Here is a 17,622-nt window from a genome sequence, read left to right on the forward strand (position 1 = left end):
GTGGGATAAACAACGTGCTAGCTCAAATCAAAAGCCGGTTACCCGCCAACTTCAAACTTGACCCGCGCCTGTCGCTGCTGGGCATGGCCGCGCTTGCCGCGCTGATTGCCGTGGCAGTGGTCTATTCGCTGTGGCGTGACAACGATTCCTTCCGCCCGCTGTACGGCGCCGGGGAAAACTTTCCGGCTGCCGAAGCCATGCAGGTGCTCGACGCCGAAGCCGTGCCCTATCACCTGCACCCACAAAGCGGGCAAATATTGGTGCGCGAGCCCGACCTGGCGCGGGCGCGCATGTTGCTCGCCGCCAAAGGCGTGAGAGTGGCAGTGCCGGCAGGCTACGAACTGTTCGATAAAGAAGAGCCGCTGGGCACCAGCCAGTTTGTGCAGAACGTGCGCCTCAAGCGCAGCCTGGAAGGCGAACTGGCGCGCACCGTGATGGCCCTTAAAGGCATCGAACAGGCTCGCGTGCACCTGGCACTGGAAGAAACCAGCTCCTTTGTGGTCAGCCACCGCGCTCCGGCCAAAGCTTCGGTGATGTTGCAGCTGGACCCCGGCTACAAACTCAAGCCCGAGCAGGTCGCCGCCATCGTCAACCTGGTGGCCGCCAGCGTGCCGCAGTTAAAACCCGAAGACGTCAGCGTGGTCGACCAGCACGGTGCGCTGCTCTCGCGCGGCATCGGCGCCTGGAGCGGGCCGTCGCAGAACTGGGAAGTGGTCGACGACTACCAGCAGAAAGCCGTGGCCAATATCGAACAGGTGCTGGCGCCGATTCTGGGCAACGACAACTACCGCATCAGCGTGGCCGCCGACATCGACTTCAGCCAGAAGGAAGAAACCTTTCAGGCCTACGGCGAGGCGCCGCGCTTGCGCAGTGAGGTGCTTCGCGAAGAAACCACCCTCGACCAGTTGGCCCTCGGTGTGCCTGGTTCGCTGAGCAACCGCCCGGCTCCCACGCCGCCAGCGGTCCCTAAAGCTACCGACCCCAAGGCTGCCGACCCGAAAAAGGCGAACACCGCCGAAGCGCTGAAAACCGAGAACAAGGCCGCCACCTCGACGCGTAACGAAAGCACGCGCAGCAACGATTTCGACCAGAGCGTCACCCACATCAAATACCCGGCCTTCGCCTTGCGTCAGCAAAGTGTGGCGGTGGTGCTCAATGCCGCCAACGCGCCCGAGGGCGGCTGGACCGACAAGGCGCGCAGCGACCTCGAAGCCATGATCAAAAGTGCCGTCGGCTTTAACGAAAAGCGCGGGGACAGCGTGACCCTCAGCGTCTTCCCCTTCACCGCCAGCGAGCTGGCACCTGCCGAAGCCTTGCCGTGGTGGGAGAAGGAGTCAGTGCTGGCGCTGATCAAGCTGGGCGTTTTCGGCCTGATCAGCTTGCTGCTGTTGCTGATGGTGGTGCGCCCTGTGGTGCGCAACCTCACCCAGCGCAGCCAGCTGCCCGCCCTGACCGATGCCAGCGACCCTGACCTGATGCTGGCCCGCGAGGGCGAGCGCCGTATGCAGCTCAACCCGACCCCGCGGGCCGAGGACGCGCTGCACGGTATCAATATTCTCGGCGAGCTCAATCCGCTCTCGGAAATCCGTCTGCCAGCGCCGGGCTCCGGCCTGGAAATGCAGGTGGAACATTTGCAAATGCTGGCGAAAAACGACCCCGAGCGCGTCTCGGAAGTGATCAAACACTGGATAGGCCGAAATGACCGAGATCTCAAACCCGCCTAACGACGGCCGTGCCCTCAAGCCGCGCCCTGCCACCCGTGCGATCAATTCCATGGAACAGGCGGCGATTCTGATGCTGAGTATGGGTGACGATATTTCCGCTGGCGTGCTAAAGCACCTGACCCGCGAAGAAATCGTCGGCATCAGCCAGGCCATGGCGCGCTTGTCCAATATCAAGCAGCCGATGGTATCTGACGTGATCGGGCGCTTTTTCGAAGACTACAAAGAGCAGAGCAGCATCAAGGGTGCTTCGCGCAACTACCTGTCCGGCATGCTGGGCAAGGCGCTGGGCAGTGACATCACCCGCAACCTGCTGGACAGCATCTACGGCGAAGAAATTCGCGCCAAGATGGCCAAGATGGAGTGGATTGACCCACGCCAGTTCGCCGCCTTGATCGCCAAGGAACATGCGCAGATGCAAGCGGTGTTTCTCGCCTTTTTGCCGCCGGGCATGGCCACCGATGTACTCGAGTGCATGCCGGTGGACCGCCAGGACGAGCTGTTGTACCGCATCGCCAACCTGAGCGAGGTGAACAGCGATGTGATCGCCGAGCTTGAGCAGTTGATCGACCGCAGTCTGAGCGTGCTGTCCACCCAGGGCTCGCAAGTGCGTGGGGTGAAGCAGGCGGCGGACATCATGAACCGCTTCAAGGGCGACCGGAACCAGATGTTCGAGCTGCTGCGTGCGCACAACGAAGGCCTGGTGACGCGCATCGAAGACGAGATGTACGATTTTTTTATCCTCTCACGGCAAAACCCGGATGTGCTCCAGGTGCTGCTGGAAACCATCCCGCTGGAAGAGTGGGTGGTAGCCCTCAAAGGCGCCGAGCCGGCGCTGGTCAAAGCCATTCAGGGCGCGTTGCCCAAGCGTCAGGCGCAGCAGATGGAATCCATCAGCCGTCGCCAGGGCCCGGTGCCGTTGAGCCGCGTCGAGCAGGTGCGAAAAGACATCATGGCCGTGGTGCGCGAAATGTCTGCCGAAGGCGAGCTGCAAGTGCAGCTGTTCCGTGAGGCGACCGTCGAATGAAGCCGCCACTGGTGAACGCCAAAGTGCTGAAAGGCGATGTGCGCAACTGGCGGCCGTTTCGCTTTCCGCCGCGCTGCAACGCATTGCCCGGCGGCGAGTGGAATGGCGACCCGGCGCTATTGCAGCGCGCCGTTGCCGACGGCTTTCAGCAGGGCCTGGAAAAGGGTTACCTCGACGGCCTGCAACAAGGCCAGGACGCCGGCCAGCGCGAAGGCTTTGAACAGGGCCGCCAAGACGGTTTGCGCAGTGGTCGCAACGATGGCCGTCAGTCCTTCGACGCCGCGGCAAAGCCGCTGGACGCCATGGCCGCCGAGTTTCGCCGCTACGCCGAAGACGTCGAACGCTCGCAGCAAAAGCAATTGCTCGAACTGGTGGAAAAGGTCGCCAAGCAAGTGATCCGCTGCGAACTGACCCTGCACCCCACCCAGCTCTTGAGCCTGGCCGAAGAAGCCTTGGCGGCCATGCCGGGCGAGCAGGGCGAGGTGCAGATTCTGCTAAGTCCGGAAGAGTGCGCGCGCATTAAAGAGCTGGCGCCCGAGCGCGCCAGCTCTTGGCGGCTGATTCCCGATGAACGTTTGGGGCTGGGCGAATGCCGGGTGGTCACCGCCCAGGCCGAAGCCGATATCGGTTGCCAGCAGCGGCTCGACAGCTGCATGGAAACGCTCACTGAACATGTGCGGGGCGGCGAATAACCATGGCCTTGGGCGCATTCAAACTCGACGAAGCGCTGCGCTCGCTCGACGCGGTGCAGTTGGCCAAGGTCAGCGGGCGCCTGGTGCGGGTGTCCGGCATGTTGCTGGAAAGCCTCGGCTGCCGGCGCATGACCGGCCAGCGTTGTTTGGTCGAACAGGCCGATGGCAGTTTGCTGGAGGCCCAGGTCGTAGGCTTTAACCGCGATATCACCTATCTCATGCCGTTTAAAAAACCCATGGGCCTGACCGCTGGCTCGCGGGTATTTCCCGCCGAAGAAGAAACCGCGCTGCGCATCGACGACTCGTGGTTGGGCCGGGTGGTCAATGGCCTCGGCGAGCCGCTGGATGAGCTGGGCAAACTCACCGGTCGCGACCTGCTGCCCACCGAGTTGCCACGGGTCAACCCACTCAAACGCCGGCCCGTCACTGAAGCGCTGGACGTCGGCGTGCGCGCCATAAATGCCTTGCTTACCGTCGGGAAAGGCCAGCGCGTCGGCTTGTTTGCCGGCAGCGGCGTGGGCAAAAGCGTGTTGCTCGGCATGATTACCCGTCAGACCAAAGCCGATGTGGTGGTGGTCGGCTTGATCGGCGAACGGGGCCGCGAGGTGCAGGAATTTATTCTGCATTCCTTGGGTGAAGAAGGGCTGCGCAAGGCCGTGGTGGTGGTCGCGCCAGCCAATGAATCGCCGCTGATGCGCCTCAAGGCCGCCGAGCTGTGCCACAGCATCGCTGCCTATTTTCGCGACCAGGGCAATGATGTGTTGCTGCTGGTCGACTCGCTCACCCGTTACGCCATGGCCCAGCGTGAAATCGCCCTGGCCCTCGGCGAACCGCCGGCCACCAAAGGCTACCCACCCTCGGTTTTCGGCATGCTTCCGGAACTGGTGGAAAGCGCCGGCAACGGCGCCGATGCGCGCGGCAGCCTGAGTGCCTTGTACACCGTGCTGGCCGAGGGCGACGACCAGCAAGATCCGATCGTTGACTGCGCCCGCGCCATTCTCGACGGGCACATTGTGCTGTCGCGCCGGCTGGCCGATGTCGGGCATTACCCGGCCATTGACATCAGCGCCTCGGTAAGCCGCTGCATGAACCAGGTCAGCGCCATGCCCCAGCAGCGCGCGGCGCGAAATTTCAAAGAGTTGTACAGCACCTTTGAAAAAATCAAAGAGCTGATCCCACTCGGCGGCTACACGCCGGGCATGGACGCCAAAACCGACCGCTCGGTGCAACTGGCCCCCGCCCTTGAGCGCTTCCTGCGCCAGGAAGTGGGCGAGGGGAGTGAACTGGGTGTCAGCCTCGCCACCTTGCAGAGCATCCTCAAATAGCCATGAAAGAGCAGATAAACGTGCTGTCGCGCCTGGCCAGCCTGCGCGGCTGCAAGGTGCAGGAAGTGATGGGCCGGGTGAACTACCAACGCAACCTGTGCCAGCGCTACCGCAACAACATCACCGGGCTCAGCCGCCTGTGCGGGTTTAGCGTGCCGGTGACCACCTCACTGCAATGCAGCAACCAGCAGCAGTACAAAGCCACGCTGTTCAAGATGCTTGAACTGCAACGTCGCGAGCTGGGTGTGGCGGAAGAATTTCTCGGGCGCATCCAGGCCGAACTGCTGCGCGCCATGTGCAACGAGAAGGTAATCACCCAGCTCATCGACAGCAAAATGAGCCAGTGGCACGATCTGCTGGCCCGCCAGGAGCAGAAAATTCAGGACGGCCTGGCGGCGCAGGCGTGGTGGCGGGCGCAGGTTTCGTAAGTTTTTTTGCAAATTGATTTAACTCGCGCCGCAGATCGGTCGCCTGTTGCTCAGTAACCACCTCCGTTGGACGCAATCATGGAAATCACCCGGCCGTTCAAGCCCGCCGTTGCCACCCAAAGCGAAGCTGCTGTTGTGGCTTCTGGCACAGTCGCGCAAAAGAAAACCGTCAACGCGGCCAGGAGCGAAAGCCTGCCGCTTGAGCAACTGCAAGATGCACTCGGCAGCCTGCCGGAAATCGATATGGCCAAGGTTGAGCAGATCAAAGCCGCCCTGCAACTCGGCGAAATTAGCCTGGACCTGGGCGCCTTAGCGCGCAGCATGCTGGCCTACCACCGCGGCAGCGATGCGTGAGCGATAAACGCGAGCAACTGCTGAGCGTGCTCGAGCGCGATATTCAGAAGGACTGCGCCGACTACCTGCGCCTGCGCGGCCTGATGCAAGAGCTCTACGAATTCTTGCTCAGCCGTGACATGCCGTGCATTGATGTAATTAACCAGCAAGTCACCGAGCTGGTTGGAGACGCTCGCATGCGCGCCGAACGGCGCAGCAAAGGCCTGGCCGCGTTTCGCCTGCAGGGCGATGCGCCGGGGCTGTACTGCCTGTTCGAACTCTACCCTGGCGTGCGACGAACCCAGCTGCAACAGTGCTGGAACCAACTCGGCCAACTCGCCAGCCAATGCCAGCGCCTGAACGAGCGCAACGGGCAATTGCTGGCCATGCACAATGACATTCTCACCCAGTTGCTTAGTCAGCAGAGCGACAGCGGGTTGTACGGGCAGCATCCGTATTAACCCCGTAGGGCGATATCCGCCCTGCATCCTCTGTTGGCCCGATCATTCCCAAGATGCAAAAGCATCGAGGCTGAAGCCCCGCAGGGGGGCGCGTTCTCTTGTGGGAGAGGCTTCTGCCTCGTTTGGCCCGGCCTGCAAACATTCTTCTCCACGCCAAACTTACCTTAATAAATCCCCCTCAACGGTCGCCTGTTTTACCCCGTGGGCCTGCGCGCGCACAGGGGCGGAAACGGGCTTTCCTCGTACCTGACAACGTCGCCCAGGCGGAAGTTTTTCTTCTCCATTGATTAGAGTTAACTCCATATAAATCAGAGCCTTATAGGCTGGCACCGAACTTGCTAAAAGCAAATCAGAGGGAGACTTAAACATGGCTATTGATTCGGACTACGTGCAACAGATGGCAACGCAACTGGCTCAGTACGATGTCCAGGCCGGGCAGTCGCGTGCCGCGCGTGGCCAAACTAAATACAACGCCGAGTTAAAGGCGGTTGGCGATTTGAAAACCGCGCTAAGTACCTTTGCCTCCGCCGCCAAGGCGTTGAAGGGCACCAGTACCAGCGCCGACAGCATGCTGATCAACAGCGCCAAATTCAGCAGCGAAGGCGCGGCCACGGCCAGCGTCGGCGCCAGTGCGGTCAGCGGCAGTTATGAGTTTTTCGTCAAGCAGCTGGCCAGCAAAGACCAGGTGGCGTTGCAGGGCCTGACCGATGCCAACCTGGGCGGCGGCAGCCTGACCCTGGGCCAGAACGGCGAGAGCTTTTCCGTCGATATGAGCAGCATAACTACGCTCGATGGCCTGGCCACGGCGATCAATAACGCCAGCGACAACACCGGCCTCAAGGCCACCCTGGTGCGCAGCAACGGCCAGGTGAATCTGGTGCTCACCAGTGAAAAAACCGGCGCCGATCAAGCCATCAGCCTGAGCAGCGACAACGCCGCCGTGCAAGGCGCGGTGGACAGCCGCAAGCAACTGTCCACCGCCAAGGACGCCATCGTTTATCTGGGCGGCGAGAGCGGCGTGGAGCTGATCAACAGCAGCAACACCTTTGATGCCGCGATCACCGGCGTGAGCCTGACTTTTAACAAGGTCACCGGGCCGGATGACGACTTGCTCACCGTCGATATCGGCCAGGACGTGTCGGCCACCAAAGACAAACTGCAAAAATTCATCGATGCCTTTAACACGTTGATGACCAGCATCGGCTCGTTGACCGCCAGCGGTAGCGACAGCACCACCCGTGGCGCGCTGGCCGGTGACGCCAGCGTGGTGGCGATCAAGTCGGTGGTCAACAACCTGGTGCGCACCACGTTCGGCGACACCTCGTTGATCAACTTCGGCGTCAGCGCCAACAACACCGGCAAGCTGACCCTGGATGCCAAGGCCTTTGAGAAAGCCATCACCGCCGACCCGGACGGTTTTGAAGCGCTGTTCACCGGCAAAGGCAACCTGCTCGACAGCCTGGATAGCTCGCTCAAGGTGTACACCAGCAGCACCAATGGCTTGCTGACCAACCGCGTTAACAGCCTCAACGACAAGCTGAACAAGATCAACGATGACTACGACACCTTGCAGGTGCGCTACGACAGCTCGTACAGCCGCTACCTCAAGCAGTACACCAACCTCATGCAAGTCATGACCGCCATGGAACAAACCAGCAGCCTGTTCGTATGAATACCTACAACCTGAACGACGGTTACGACAGCTACCGCTCGGTAGACCTGGAAGCCAAAGCCGCCTCCGCCTCGCCCTACGAGCTGGTGCTTATGCTGTTTGACGGCCTGCTCGACGAGCTGGCCCGCGCCCGAGGGCATATCGAAGGCAAGCGCTTTCAACACAAAGGCCGCTCGCTGGAAAAGTGCTTGAACATTCTAAACGGCCTCAACAGCGCCCTCGATTACGAGCAGGGCGGTGAGTTGGTGCAGGGCCTGGCGCGCCTGTACGACTACTGCATTTACAGGGTGTCGGACGTCAGCGTGAGCCTGTCGCTGAGCGACCTCGACGAAGTGGTGCGCCTGCTCGGCACCCTGCGCGAGGGCTGGGAAGGTGTCAGTGCCGCGCGTTGAACGTTTGCGCCTGCTGCACGAGCGCTTGCAGCAGGTGCTACTGGCGCGTGACTGGCTGGCGCTCGGCGAGGTCGACGCTGCCATCCGCGAGGAACTGCAGCGCGAGGCGCCCGCCAGTATCGAGCGCCTGCGCTTGCAACAGCAGCTCAAACACCTGCACGCCAAGGCTTACCAGGCCTGCGGGGACGAATGTGAACGGGTGCGCCAACTGATGCTCTCGCACCTGGAATACGCCGAAGGGCGCTCAGCCTATGAGCGCGTCGAACTGCTGAACCGGAGTTAACCTGTGCTGCAACTGATCAACACGCCGCCCGCTGGCGCCACGCTGCCGGATGAAGAGGCCATCGCGCCGCAAAGCCAGGCAAGCAACCGCGCGCCGATGACCGGCGAAGGGTTTGTGCTCGACGCGCAAGCGTTGTTGGCCACTGTTGCGCCGGTGCTGGACGAACTACCTGCCGAGGTTGAAGCGCTGCCGGTTGAGCCGGGCGAGCTGCATGATGGGCTCACTAAACTGCCAGCGGACCCCAGCGTGCAGCAGGATTTGAGCGCTGAACAGTGGCTGCTGACCATGCTCGGCCAACGCATGACCACCGTGCAGGCGCGTGATGGTGACGTGGCACTGGGCGCTGACAAGCCGCAGGCTGACGGGGTTACCGGCCAGCCATTACCGCCGCCCGTGCAGCCGCAGTCGTCTGCCTTGAGCGGCAAGCTCGCCGTGCTGAGCCCCACGGCCAGCGCCGCGCAGAACCCGGCCCCTGCAGCTAATCAGGACAGCAACAGCGACGCGCTTACGGCCTTGCTCGCCACCCTCGCGCCAACTGCCGAGCAAGCATCGGCGAACGCCACCGCTGGCGCCGATGCCAGCGGTACGGCAGCGGTATCGGCCTTGACCATAGGCAGCCCGACACCTACCAGTACAGCCGCTCCCCAAGACCTCGCGGCGCCGAAGCTGGAGCGGCATCTGAAGTTGCAATCGCTCGAGGCCAAGTGGGGCGAGCAGATGTTGGTAGCGCTGCGCGACAACGTGGAGTTGCAACTGCAGCAGAAGGTGCAGAGCGCCACCATCCGTCTCGATCCGCCGGAGCTGGGCAGCATGGAAATTCTGCTCAGCCACGAGTCCGGGCGCCTGACGGTGCAGATATCCGCCGCCAACAGCGATGTGGCGCGCCTACTGAATAACACCAGCGAACGCCTGCGCCAGGAGCTGGTGGGGCAAAACTTTTTGCAAGTGAACGTGCAGGTGTCGTCCGACAGTTCCGGCCAGCAAAGCCAGCAACACGCCCGTCAGCGCTTGCCGCTGGAGGAGCCCGTTATCGCGGCGGCCGCAGTCCTGGAAACCGAACAGCGCCAAGGCAAGGCCGGCGGCGACGACATTCTGGTGACCGTGTAACTCACCCCTTAACGGCCACGTGCATCCAGCGCGCGGCCTTTTTTGCAGCACTTGGATAGCGAGTTTTTTATGGCAGTGCCTCGGGTCATTCTTATCATGCTGGTCCTCAATATGGTCGTCGTGCTGGGCGGCGTGGTGACCAACTACCTGCTGCTCAAACCGCTGCTGCATGGCGGCACCGCAGTAGCGCCAGCCGCACCCGGCGCACCTGTCGGTGGCGAAACAGCCGCCCAGGCGTTGGCCGCTACCGAAGCGCCTGGCGAGCCTGAGGAGTTCACCTTTTTCCCGGTGCAGAAAGTGATCGTCAGCCTGCGTGGCGGCGAGCGTGAGCATTACTTTGTGCTTGACCTGGTGCTGCAAGCCGAAGCCGATGCCGAGCCGAAAAAACTCGAGCAGGCCGACCCCATGGTGCGCAGTTCTGCCGTTGCGTACTTGTCGGCGATGAAGTTCGACGAGCTGCGAGGCCTGACCATTCCCGCGCTGCAAAGCCAATTGGAAACCGCCCTGTTGGCGGATTTCGCTAGCCGCAAAGTCGTCGCGCCGTTCCAGCATGTGCTGGTCAGCAAGATGCTTGTGCAATAAGCCGCCATGCATGCCGTCGACTGCGCCGCCCAGCCCATGCCCCGCGCCCTGTTCGCCCCTGGGGCTGAACAGCGCTGGGTGCGCCAGTACCTGCCGCTGGTGAAACACATCGTCAACCAGTTATCGTTGCAGGCCAGCCAAGCCATGGACCGTGAAGACATGGAGCAGATCGGCTTGATGGGCCTGCTCGAAAGCCTGCGCCGCTACGGCGAGCCCGACGAGCAATTTGGCCGCTTTGCCGCGCTGCGCATTCGCGGCGCAATTCTGGACGAACTGCGCCGCCTCGACTGGCGCCCACGCCAGGTGCGCCAACAGGTACATAAAGTGCGCGATGCGATTCGCGCCCTGGCCCGGCGCATGGGCCGCGTGCCAACCGAGGAAGAAATCCTCGCCAGCACCGGCCTGGATGCTAACCGCTACCAGGACTACCTGAGCGCCGATGCCTGCGAAGCCATCGAAAGCCTGGACGAGCTGTTGCAAAACGGCCATGACCAGGCCACCGCCGGCTTTGAAGACCGGTTGCACAAAGAGCGCTTGCTGGAGCAGGCACTCAGCGTGCTGAACTACCGAGAACGGTTGATTCTGACCCTGTACTACCAGCACGAACTCAGCCTCAAAGAGATCGCGCTGGTGCTGGACTTGACTGACGCCCGCGTGTGCCAGTTAAGCAAACAAGCGCTGGCCAAGGCCTGCCGTTTTTTAACCGACAAAGCCTAAGGTACTGGTATGCAGAAGTTAATTGGAGCGCTGATTATCGTCGGCTGCGTATTGGGCGGTTACACCATGGCCCACGGCGTATTATCGATGCTTTGGCAGCCGGCCGAGATGCTGATCATCCTTGGTGCCGGTATCGGCACCCTGGTGGTGGCAAACCCCAAGGAAGTGCTGCATGAAATGTGCGTGCAGCTCAAAGCTGTGTGCGTGTACAAACGCCGCGGGGAAGAGTTTCAGCGCCAGTTGCTGATGATGCTTTACGAACTATTGGAGATGGTCGACGCCGGCGGCCTCAAGGTGCTCGACGCGCATATCGAAGAGCCCGAGCAAAGCGAGCTGTTCGCCAAGTACCCGCTGATTCGTCAGGAGAAAAACCTGATGGCCTTTATCGCCGACAACTTCCGCCTGATGGCCATGGGCAAGATCAGCGCTCACGAACTCGAAGGCTTTCTTGAGCAAGAGCTGGATGCTATGGAGCATGCACTGCTGCAACCGGCGCGCTCGCTGCACAAGGTCGGAGAAGCGATGCCGGGCTTTGGCATTCTGGCGGCGATCATGGGCATCGTGATCACCATGGGCAATATCGGAGGCTCGGTGGCCGAAGTTGGTGCGCACGTAGCGGCCGCACTGGTCGGCACCTTTCTCGGCATCTTCTGCTGCTATTGCCTGATGGACCCGCTTTCCAGCGCCATGACCCAGCGGATCAAAACCGAACTGTCGGCTCTGGAGTGCGTGCGCACTACCCTGGTCGCCCACGTGGCCGGCAAGCCGGCCCTATTGGCGGTGGACGCCGGGCGCAAGCTGATCGAGCAGGATGTCAAGCCTGCGTTCAAACAGCTTGAGATCTGGGTGACCCAATACGAGGAAGAAAGGGACGCCGTATGAACAGTCGCGCCGGCAACAACAAAGACCGCGAAATTATCATCAAGCGGCGCAGCCGCAAGGGCCATGAAGAAGCCCATGGCGGTGCCTGGAAAGTGGCCTTTGCCGATTTCACCATGGCCATGATGGCGCTGTTTATGGTGCTGTGGATCGTGCAGCCACAAAACCATATGGAAAACCCGGCCGCTGGCGACCTAGAAGCCAACCCGCTGGTGGACGGTGGCGCCGGAGTGTTCGACGGCACCAGCAAAACCCCCGTCGAGCTGGACGGTATGCCGATGCCGGCAAAACCTGAGGTGCATCTGCAAGGCACTGGGCAGGCCGGTCGTGCCAAGACCGCGTCTGCCGAGCAGGCGCTGAGGCATTACCAGTCCACCGCCGACTTACAGGAGCTGGCGGCGCTGATTCGCGAGGTGTCCGGCAAGGTCGATGCGCTGGCCAATATCGAAGTCAACGTGGTGCCGCAGGGTCTGCGTATTTTGATCAAAGACGACCAGAACCGATTTATGTTTGAGCGTGGCAGCGCCACCCTCAACCCGCACTTCAAAGGCCTGCTGGTGGCTTTATCCGGCGTGCTGGCCAAGGTTGACAATAAGCTGATTCTCAGCGGCCACACCGATGCTGTGCAATACCGCCAACGTAACGGCTACGACAACTGGAACCTCTCCGGCGACCGCGCCCTGCGCGCACGCAATGTGCTGGTGGAAGGCGGTATGCCAGGCAGCAATGTGCTGCAAGTGGCGGCGCAGGCCGACGTCATGCCGCTGCGCTCCGACGACCCGAAAGACGGCACTAACCGACGTATTGAAGTGCTGCTGCTAACCGACAGCGCTGAGAATTTGTACCGGCAGTTGTTTGGCGAGAGTTATGCGCGGGTGAAGTTTTCACAGCAAGGGGCAGAGTTTGAGGGTGGTCAGCCGTAGGGTTTTTGGCCGTTAATCAGCGCAGTACAACTGACGAGTTTCCACGGCGAAGTAGCAGTTGCCGATAGGTCTCAAGTTGATCACTGAGTCCACCTCGCCTCCGTACATCAGGTTGAATAGCAGGTCGTTGTCGATATTGCCCAGTGCGTCCAGGTCGGTGGCTTTGCCTTTCCCCACCCTTAAGCGTAGGCGGTTGAGGAAGGCAGATTCAACGATGCCGGAGGTTTCCATGATGCTCATGCCCTGGCGGGTCACGGCGTAGAAGCGGCCGTCCTTGATAAGCAAGGTGTGGTTGATCTCAATGCGTTGGCCGTCCCGTAGCACCACGTCACCGCTGGAGCTGTAGCGGCCGTTGAATTCATGACTGGTCTTGAAGCTCACCCACACCACCAGCAAGGCCACTAGCGCCCCTGCTGCCAGCACCGCGCCGCCTATATACCAGCGGCAGGTTTTACTTGCGGTCATTGCAGGCAGCTCCGCAGCTGCTCGTCTTTCACCTTGGTCAGCTGCGCACGATTGATCATCATCCAGCGCGTGCTATCGCGCTGCACACAGAGCAACTCAAAGAAACCGGCATTGGCGCCTAGGCGAAATTGCACCGGTTGCTCCACTAATCCGGCCAGGCGTTCGGTCAGCCCTCCGGTGTCGTTGCGCAACTGTTCCAGTGCATGCGGCGTGGTGGCGGTATACACGAAATGTTTGTTGCTGATATCGCGCTCGGCCACTAACACCTGAGAATGAAACAGCTCGTGGTAGATATAAGCAAAGACTATCAGCGCGAGGATCGCCAAGGTGGTGGCGGCAATCATCAAGGTGGCGATACGTTGTTGGAAAAGAGTGCGGTTTTTCCGGCGCGGTAATACCGGGGGCGTGGGGAAATCGGCCTCTGACTGGTCCGTTACGAAGTTTAGGTTGACCAGGAATTTCGGGTTGAACATATATCCGCGCCGCGGCAGGGTCTGGATGATGTCGCGCTTTTTCTCATCGCCCAGCACTTGGCGCAGGGAATAGATCTGCTGGTTCAGGCTGCCCTGGCCGACAACCCGGTCGGTCCAAGCGTAGACCAGCAATTCGTCGCGGCGGACCACTTCGCCAGGTACCTGCAGCAGGCGCTCAAGTAAGCGACTTCCGGAATAACCGAGGTCGATTTTTTCCTGCACATCTTCTCGGCTGAGCACCAATTGATAGCGCTCAGGGTGAAAGTGCGCTTGGCTGCCTTCCGGGCGCGCGGTACGGATGATCCAAGCAGCTCGAACTTCCTGGACTCCGATGCGCGGCATGGTTTCAGTCATAGTCATATGTACCTACCTAGTGTCCTGCCTCTAAAATAAATTCTCTGCAAAATTGGCTATGCTTTCTCGGTCATCACATCCTCGGAGGCGAACAGATGAGCGCCCAAGATATTGTCCTGAGTCCCGAAGAACACGCCGAACTAAGCCGCCGCACAGGTCTGCCACCATAAGCCAACGTGATGGTCGTCGCGCCCGGGTGATCCTGTTGGCCGCCCAAGGTTGTTCGCGGGTTGAAATAGCCCACTTGGTTGGATTTTCTCTGCGCTCGGTCACTCTTTGGTGTCAGCGTTTTCAAGAACAGCGACTAGACGGTTTGATCGACAAGCCAGGGCGCGGGCGCAAGTCATCCTTGTCACCCGAGGCGCTAACCCGAGTCATTGAGCAAGTGGTTCAACCGCGTATTGGTCAACCTCGCTGGAGCTGCCGAAGCATGGCGCGAGTCGCCGGCATCTCACCGGCCAGCGTCCAGCGCATATGGGCCGCCAACGATATAAAACCGCACCTGACACGCACTTTCAAACTGTCCAACGATCCCAACTTCGAAGAGAAATTCTGGGACGTTATTGGGCTGTATCTGGATCCGCCAGATAAGGCATTGGTGCTCTGTTGCGATGAAAAAAGCCAGGTTCAGGCCTTGGAGCGCACCCAGCCAGGCCTGCCTTTGGGGATCGGTCATATCCGTACGCAATCGCACGATTATGTCCGCCATGGCACCGTCACCTTGTTCACTGCGCTGGATTATCTTCAGGGGCGCTTGATCAGTTCCATCGAGCGCCAACACCGGCATCAGGAATGGCTGGAGTTTCTCAAGAAGATCAATCGAGAAATGCCCAAGCATCTTCATCTGCATTTGATCGTCGACAACTACGCCACCCACAAGCATCCAAAAGTGAAGGCTTGGCTGGAAAAACATAAACGCTTCCACATGCATTTCACCCCGACTTCCAGCTCATGGATGAACATGGTTGAACGCTTCTTTCGCGACATCACGGTATACCTGCGTGACGGCAGTTTCAGTTCGGTTCGCGAACTGGAAAGCTCGATCACCACGTTCCTGGCATTGCGAAATGCGCAGCCGACTCGCTACGTCTGGAATGCCAAAGGAGAAGATATTTTGAACAAGATACAGCGAGCCCGTCAGGCAATGGCCTCACAGGCATGAGGAGCTTTATTTGTGAGACGGCACACTAGGTGCTTTGCTCGCGCTCATCAAGCTGATACAAAAACTAGAAAGTGATCGGTATCTTGGCGTCAAAAAAAGGCTGCATCAAGGGCTATGCCGGAAATTTCTTACAGGTCGGATGTTTATAGATAATCTCAACATTTTGCTAAACGTCGGGCCTCTGGATAAAACAGCAACAACAAACGCCCCGAACAGGTCGGGGCGTTTGTTGTTGCTGGCGGTACAGGGGTCTTAGCCCAGTAGAGACATAACCATGCCTGGCATCTGACCGGCTTGCTTGAGCATCGAGATGCCAGACTGCAACAGCATGCTGTTTTTGGTCATGGTGGCCGACTCCGAAGCGAAATCAGCGTCCATGATGGTGCCGCGGGCTACGTCCGTGTTGTCCTTCATGTTTGCTAAGTTGTTGGCGGTGTGGTTCAAACGGTTGATGTTGGCACCGAACTGAGCGCGCAGGGCGCCGATGTCATTCAGGGCATCGTTGAGGGTAGTGATTATGCCGTTGGCAGCGGAACCGTTAGCGCCAGCGATTTCAGTACCTGGGGTGGTGCTGTCTGGGGTGGCGTACTGAGCCGACAGGGTAGCCAGGGACGTCGTCAGACCGGTCAGCGAAGTGCTCACGTTCAATGTCAGTTTTTCGTCGGCGCTGGCGCCGATCTGGAAGTCCAGGGCAGCCGAGAATTTACCAGCCGAGCCGTTGGTTACTGCCGAAGCGCCGCCGTCGGAAAACAGGCCTTCACCGGCGTACTTGGTGTTCTTGATAACGTTACCCAGTTCCTGACCCAGTTGGTCGTACTCCGCCTGCATGGCGTCGCGGTCTTCAGAGCTGGCGGTGGCGTTTGCAGATTGGGTGGCGAGGTCTTTCATGCGCTGAACGATGTCGGACATTTCGCTCAGTGCGCCTTCGGAGGTTTGCAACAGCGAAACGGCGTCATTGGTATTGCGTGTGGCAACGGCCATGCCGCGGGATTGGGCGCTCAGACGGGTAGCAATCTGCAGGCCCGCGGCGTCGTCGGCTGCGCTGTTTACGCGGTAGCCAGTGCCCAGCCGTTGTTGATTGGTTGACAATGCGCTGTTGATTTTGCCCAGGTTGGTTTGAGTAACCAGAGCGGAGTAGTTGGTGTGAATCGACAGAGCCATGATGGTAGTCCTTTCTGCGAGTGGGCTTGGGTAGAGCTGGCTGTGATCGCCTGCTGAAAAGGTAAGGCGACAGGTCGATTGGTTGGATTAAGGGGGGAATTGAATTTTCTTTTTGGGGGGGGCGGGCGGGGAGATGGCTGCACTGGGGGATATCCGGCTTGGTGAATTCCCTCAACGAATAATAACGCCCCCCCCAACCACGGAAAACACCCTACCTAAAGGTACTACTAACCACCCCCGCCTCAATCACCTTGCCCTCAATCACCTTCTCACTGCTAAGATTGCGCACCCGAATCACCTCCCCCAACTGCCCATTCCCCAACGCCTCCCCAACCGCCTTGGCCTGAATCCCATCCTGGCTAGCCTGAATCACCACCTGCTGCCCACGCTTGACCAGCACCCTGCCAGTCAGTAGGGCAGGGCTGAGCAACTGCCCCTCACGCACCCGGCGCTTGGCACTCAACCCCACCACCTGCTCAACCCCATTGAAATAACCCCGCGACACCTTGGCGATATTCACCGCCTGCACCTGCGCATCCCCCGCCGTAATGCTCTGCCCGCGCTCCAACACAACACGCGAAAACACCACCGGCACAAACACCGTCGCCTGACTACTGACATTCACTTTCCACCCCGGCGCATCGGCACAGCTCAGCACAAACCGCTGCCGCGCCAGTGGCGATGGATCGTCACCCGTACGCTTGACCAAAAGCGGCTGCGCGCACACCTGCGCAGGCAACACACCGGGCAGTTCGTGTTGCAGTTGCACCTGCGAGTTTTGCCAGCCTCGCTGCTTGGCCATGTGCGCCATCAGCTGCTGCATTTGCTGCTCCAACGCCTGCTCGATTTGTTGCTGTGTCGTGCCGGCAGCTAGGCCAGACGCGCTCACCCCGAGCAACAGGAAAACAGCGGAAAGCGCCTTTCCGCATGGTCGCCAAGCGCGTCGCAAATGCGGAAGCAGCGCGCCATTGTGCGAGTCAAATGATTTTGAATTGTTCAATTAAATCAGCCAGATATGATCGGTTTAGCAGCCCGGCACGGTTCGTGCTCTAGCCCTATTAGCAAAACGATGCCGCGAGGGTTGGACTGATGAGTATACGGGTTAAAGAAGCGCTGGGCGTGCACATACGTGCCCTGGATTTACGCATGCAGCGTAGCGAAATTCTCGCGGCCAACCTAGCCAACGAGGACACCCCGGGCTTCAAGGCCCGCGACGTCGATTTCGCCGGTGAGATGTCGCGCTTGAACAGCGCGTTCAGCATGCAGTTGATGGTCAGCAACAATGCCCAGGCTAGCGAACTGAAGTACCGCGTGCCCACCCAGCCATCGCAGGATGGCAACTCGGTGGAGCTTAGCGTCGAACAAGCGGAATTCTCGCGCAATTCGATGGATTTCCAGACCAGCCTGACCTTTCTCAGCATGAAAGTTCGCGGCATTAAACAAGCCCTCGAAGGACGGTAAACAC

General features: G+C 60.1%; 20 protein-coding genes and 1 pseudogene. 17 read left to right on the plus strand and 4 right to left on the minus strand.

What is annotated here, in order from left to right:
- Positions 1 to 14: 14 nt before the first annotated feature.
- The 15 genes from fliF to V3W40_RS32175 all read left to right on the plus strand — a co-directional run bounded on the left by fliF (position 15) and on the right by V3W40_RS32175 (position 12,542).
- Positions 15 to 1,724: a flagellar basal-body MS-ring/collar protein FliF gene (gene fliF, locus V3W40_RS32105; protein ID WP_330208567.1), complete on the plus strand. Its 1,710-nt coding sequence runs from the start codon at positions 15 to 17 to the stop codon at positions 1,722 to 1,724.
- Positions 1,699 to 2,748 carry a FliG C-terminal domain-containing protein gene (locus V3W40_RS32110; RefSeq protein WP_330208566.1) on the plus strand — a complete coding sequence of 350 codons (1,050 nt, stop codon included), beginning with the start codon at positions 1,699 to 1,701 and terminating at the stop codon, positions 2,746 to 2,748. The genes fliF and V3W40_RS32110 overlap by 26 nt, the downstream gene beginning before the upstream one ends.
- Before the next feature lie 11 nt (positions 2,749 to 2,759).
- Positions 2,760 to 3,440 (plus strand): flagellar assembly protein FliH, encoded by a 681-nt coding sequence (gene fliH, locus V3W40_RS32115; RefSeq protein ID WP_330216360.1) that lies wholly within the window; start codon positions 2,760 to 2,762, stop codon positions 3,438 to 3,440.
- A 2-nt stretch (positions 3,441 to 3,442) separates the two neighbouring features.
- Positions 3,443 to 4,765, plus strand: a complete 1,323-nt coding sequence (fliI, locus tag V3W40_RS32120) for a flagellar protein export ATPase FliI (protein ID WP_330208565.1) — start codon at positions 3,443 to 3,445, stop codon at positions 4,763 to 4,765.
- A gap of 2 nt (positions 4,766 to 4,767) precedes the next feature.
- The gene (locus V3W40_RS32125) at positions 4,768 to 5,193 is read left to right on the plus strand and encodes a flagellar FliJ family protein (RefSeq protein ID WP_330208564.1); all 426 of its coding nucleotides are present in this window, start codon (positions 4,768 to 4,770) and stop codon (positions 5,191 to 5,193) included.
- A 78-nt stretch (positions 5,194 to 5,271) separates the two neighbouring features.
- A complete protein-coding gene (gene flgM / locus V3W40_RS32130) occupies positions 5,272 to 5,547 on the plus strand; it encodes a flagellar biosynthesis anti-sigma factor FlgM (RefSeq protein ID WP_330208563.1) in 276 nt (91 codons plus the stop codon).
- Positions 5,544 to 5,987, plus strand: coding sequence for a flagellar protein FlgN (locus V3W40_RS32135; RefSeq protein ID WP_330208562.1), 444 nt, complete (start codon positions 5,544 to 5,546; stop codon positions 5,985 to 5,987). Before flgM ends, V3W40_RS32135 begins: the two co-directional genes overlap by 4 nt.
- Before the next feature lie 367 nt (positions 5,988 to 6,354).
- The gene (gene fliD, locus V3W40_RS32140; RefSeq protein WP_330208561.1) at positions 6,355 to 7,659 is read left to right on the plus strand and encodes a flagellar filament capping protein FliD; all 1,305 of its coding nucleotides are present in this window, start codon (positions 6,355 to 6,357) and stop codon (positions 7,657 to 7,659) included.
- The gene (gene fliS / locus V3W40_RS32145; RefSeq protein ID WP_330208560.1) at positions 7,656 to 8,051 is read left to right on the plus strand and encodes a flagellar export chaperone FliS; all 396 of its coding nucleotides are present in this window, start codon (positions 7,656 to 7,658) and stop codon (positions 8,049 to 8,051) included. Before fliD ends, fliS begins: the two co-directional genes overlap by 4 nt.
- Positions 8,038 to 8,334 (plus strand): hypothetical protein, encoded by a 297-nt coding sequence (locus V3W40_RS32150; RefSeq protein ID WP_330208559.1) that lies wholly within the window; start codon positions 8,038 to 8,040, stop codon positions 8,332 to 8,334. Before fliS ends, V3W40_RS32150 begins: the two co-directional genes overlap by 14 nt.
- A 3-nt stretch (positions 8,335 to 8,337) precedes the next feature.
- Positions 8,338 to 9,441 carry a flagellar hook-length control protein FliK gene (locus V3W40_RS32155; RefSeq protein WP_330216353.1) on the plus strand — a complete coding sequence of 368 codons (1,104 nt, stop codon included), beginning with the start codon at positions 8,338 to 8,340 and terminating at the stop codon, positions 9,439 to 9,441.
- Positions 9,442 to 9,510: 69 nt separating this feature from the next.
- A complete protein-coding gene (locus tag V3W40_RS32160; RefSeq protein ID WP_330208557.1) occupies positions 9,511 to 10,023 on the plus strand; it encodes a flagellar basal body-associated FliL family protein in 513 nt (170 codons plus the stop codon).
- Between the two features lie 6 nt (positions 10,024 to 10,029).
- Positions 10,030 to 10,740, plus strand: coding sequence for a FliA/WhiG family RNA polymerase sigma factor (locus V3W40_RS32165; RefSeq protein WP_330216354.1), 711 nt, complete (start codon positions 10,030 to 10,032; stop codon positions 10,738 to 10,740).
- 9 nt (positions 10,741 to 10,749) lie between these two features.
- Positions 10,750 to 11,622 (plus strand): flagellar motor stator protein MotA, encoded by an 873-nt coding sequence (gene motA, locus V3W40_RS32170; protein WP_330208555.1) that lies wholly within the window; start codon positions 10,750 to 10,752, stop codon positions 11,620 to 11,622.
- The gene (locus V3W40_RS32175; protein WP_330208554.1) at positions 11,619 to 12,542 is read left to right on the plus strand and encodes an OmpA family protein; all 924 of its coding nucleotides are present in this window, start codon (positions 11,619 to 11,621) and stop codon (positions 12,540 to 12,542) included. The genes motA and V3W40_RS32175 overlap by 4 nt, the downstream gene beginning before the upstream one ends.
- 12 nt (positions 12,543 to 12,554) lie before the next feature.
- Here the strand turns inward: V3W40_RS32175 and V3W40_RS32180 are convergent, their stop codons facing one another.
- Together V3W40_RS32180 and V3W40_RS32185 are read right to left on the minus strand one after the other, a co-directional pair.
- On the minus strand, positions 12,555 to 13,007 hold the full coding sequence (locus tag V3W40_RS32180) for a hypothetical protein (RefSeq protein WP_330208553.1): 453 nt from the start codon (positions 13,005 to 13,007) through the stop codon (positions 12,555 to 12,557).
- The gene (locus V3W40_RS32185) at positions 13,004 to 13,834 is read right to left on the minus strand and encodes a winged helix-turn-helix domain-containing protein (protein WP_330216355.1); all 831 of its coding nucleotides are present in this window, start codon (positions 13,832 to 13,834) and stop codon (positions 13,004 to 13,006) included. The genes V3W40_RS32180 and V3W40_RS32185 overlap by 4 nt, the downstream gene beginning before the upstream one ends.
- A 95-nt stretch (positions 13,835 to 13,929) precedes the next feature.
- Here V3W40_RS32185 and V3W40_RS32190 point away from each other — a divergent pair.
- Positions 13,930 to 14,996, plus strand: a pseudogene (locus V3W40_RS32190) (IS630 family transposase).
- A 252-nt stretch (positions 14,997 to 15,248) separates the two neighbouring features.
- Here the strand turns inward: V3W40_RS32190 and lafA are convergent.
- A complete protein-coding gene (gene lafA / locus V3W40_RS32195) occupies positions 15,249 to 16,157 on the minus strand; it encodes a lateral flagellin LafA (protein WP_330208551.1) in 909 nt (302 codons plus the stop codon).
- Between the two features lie 211 nt (positions 16,158 to 16,368).
- Positions 16,369 to 17,157, minus strand: a complete 789-nt coding sequence (flgA, locus tag V3W40_RS32200; RefSeq protein ID WP_330216356.1) for a flagellar basal body P-ring formation chaperone FlgA — start codon at positions 17,155 to 17,157, stop codon at positions 16,369 to 16,371.
- A gap of 89 nt (positions 17,158 to 17,246) precedes the next feature.
- Here flgA and flgB point away from each other — a divergent pair, with 89 nt between their 5' ends.
- Positions 17,247 to 17,618: a flagellar basal body rod protein FlgB gene (flgB, locus tag V3W40_RS32205; protein ID WP_330216357.1), complete on the plus strand. Its 372-nt coding sequence runs from the start codon at positions 17,247 to 17,249 to the stop codon at positions 17,616 to 17,618.
- Positions 17,619 to 17,622: the final 4 nt, after the last annotated feature.

The sequence above is a fragment of the Pseudomonas sp. AM8 genome, from assembly GCF_036346475.1.
In the GTDB taxonomy this organism is placed as follows: Bacteria; Pseudomonadota; Gammaproteobacteria; order Pseudomonadales; family Pseudomonadaceae; genus Aquipseudomonas; species Aquipseudomonas marginalis.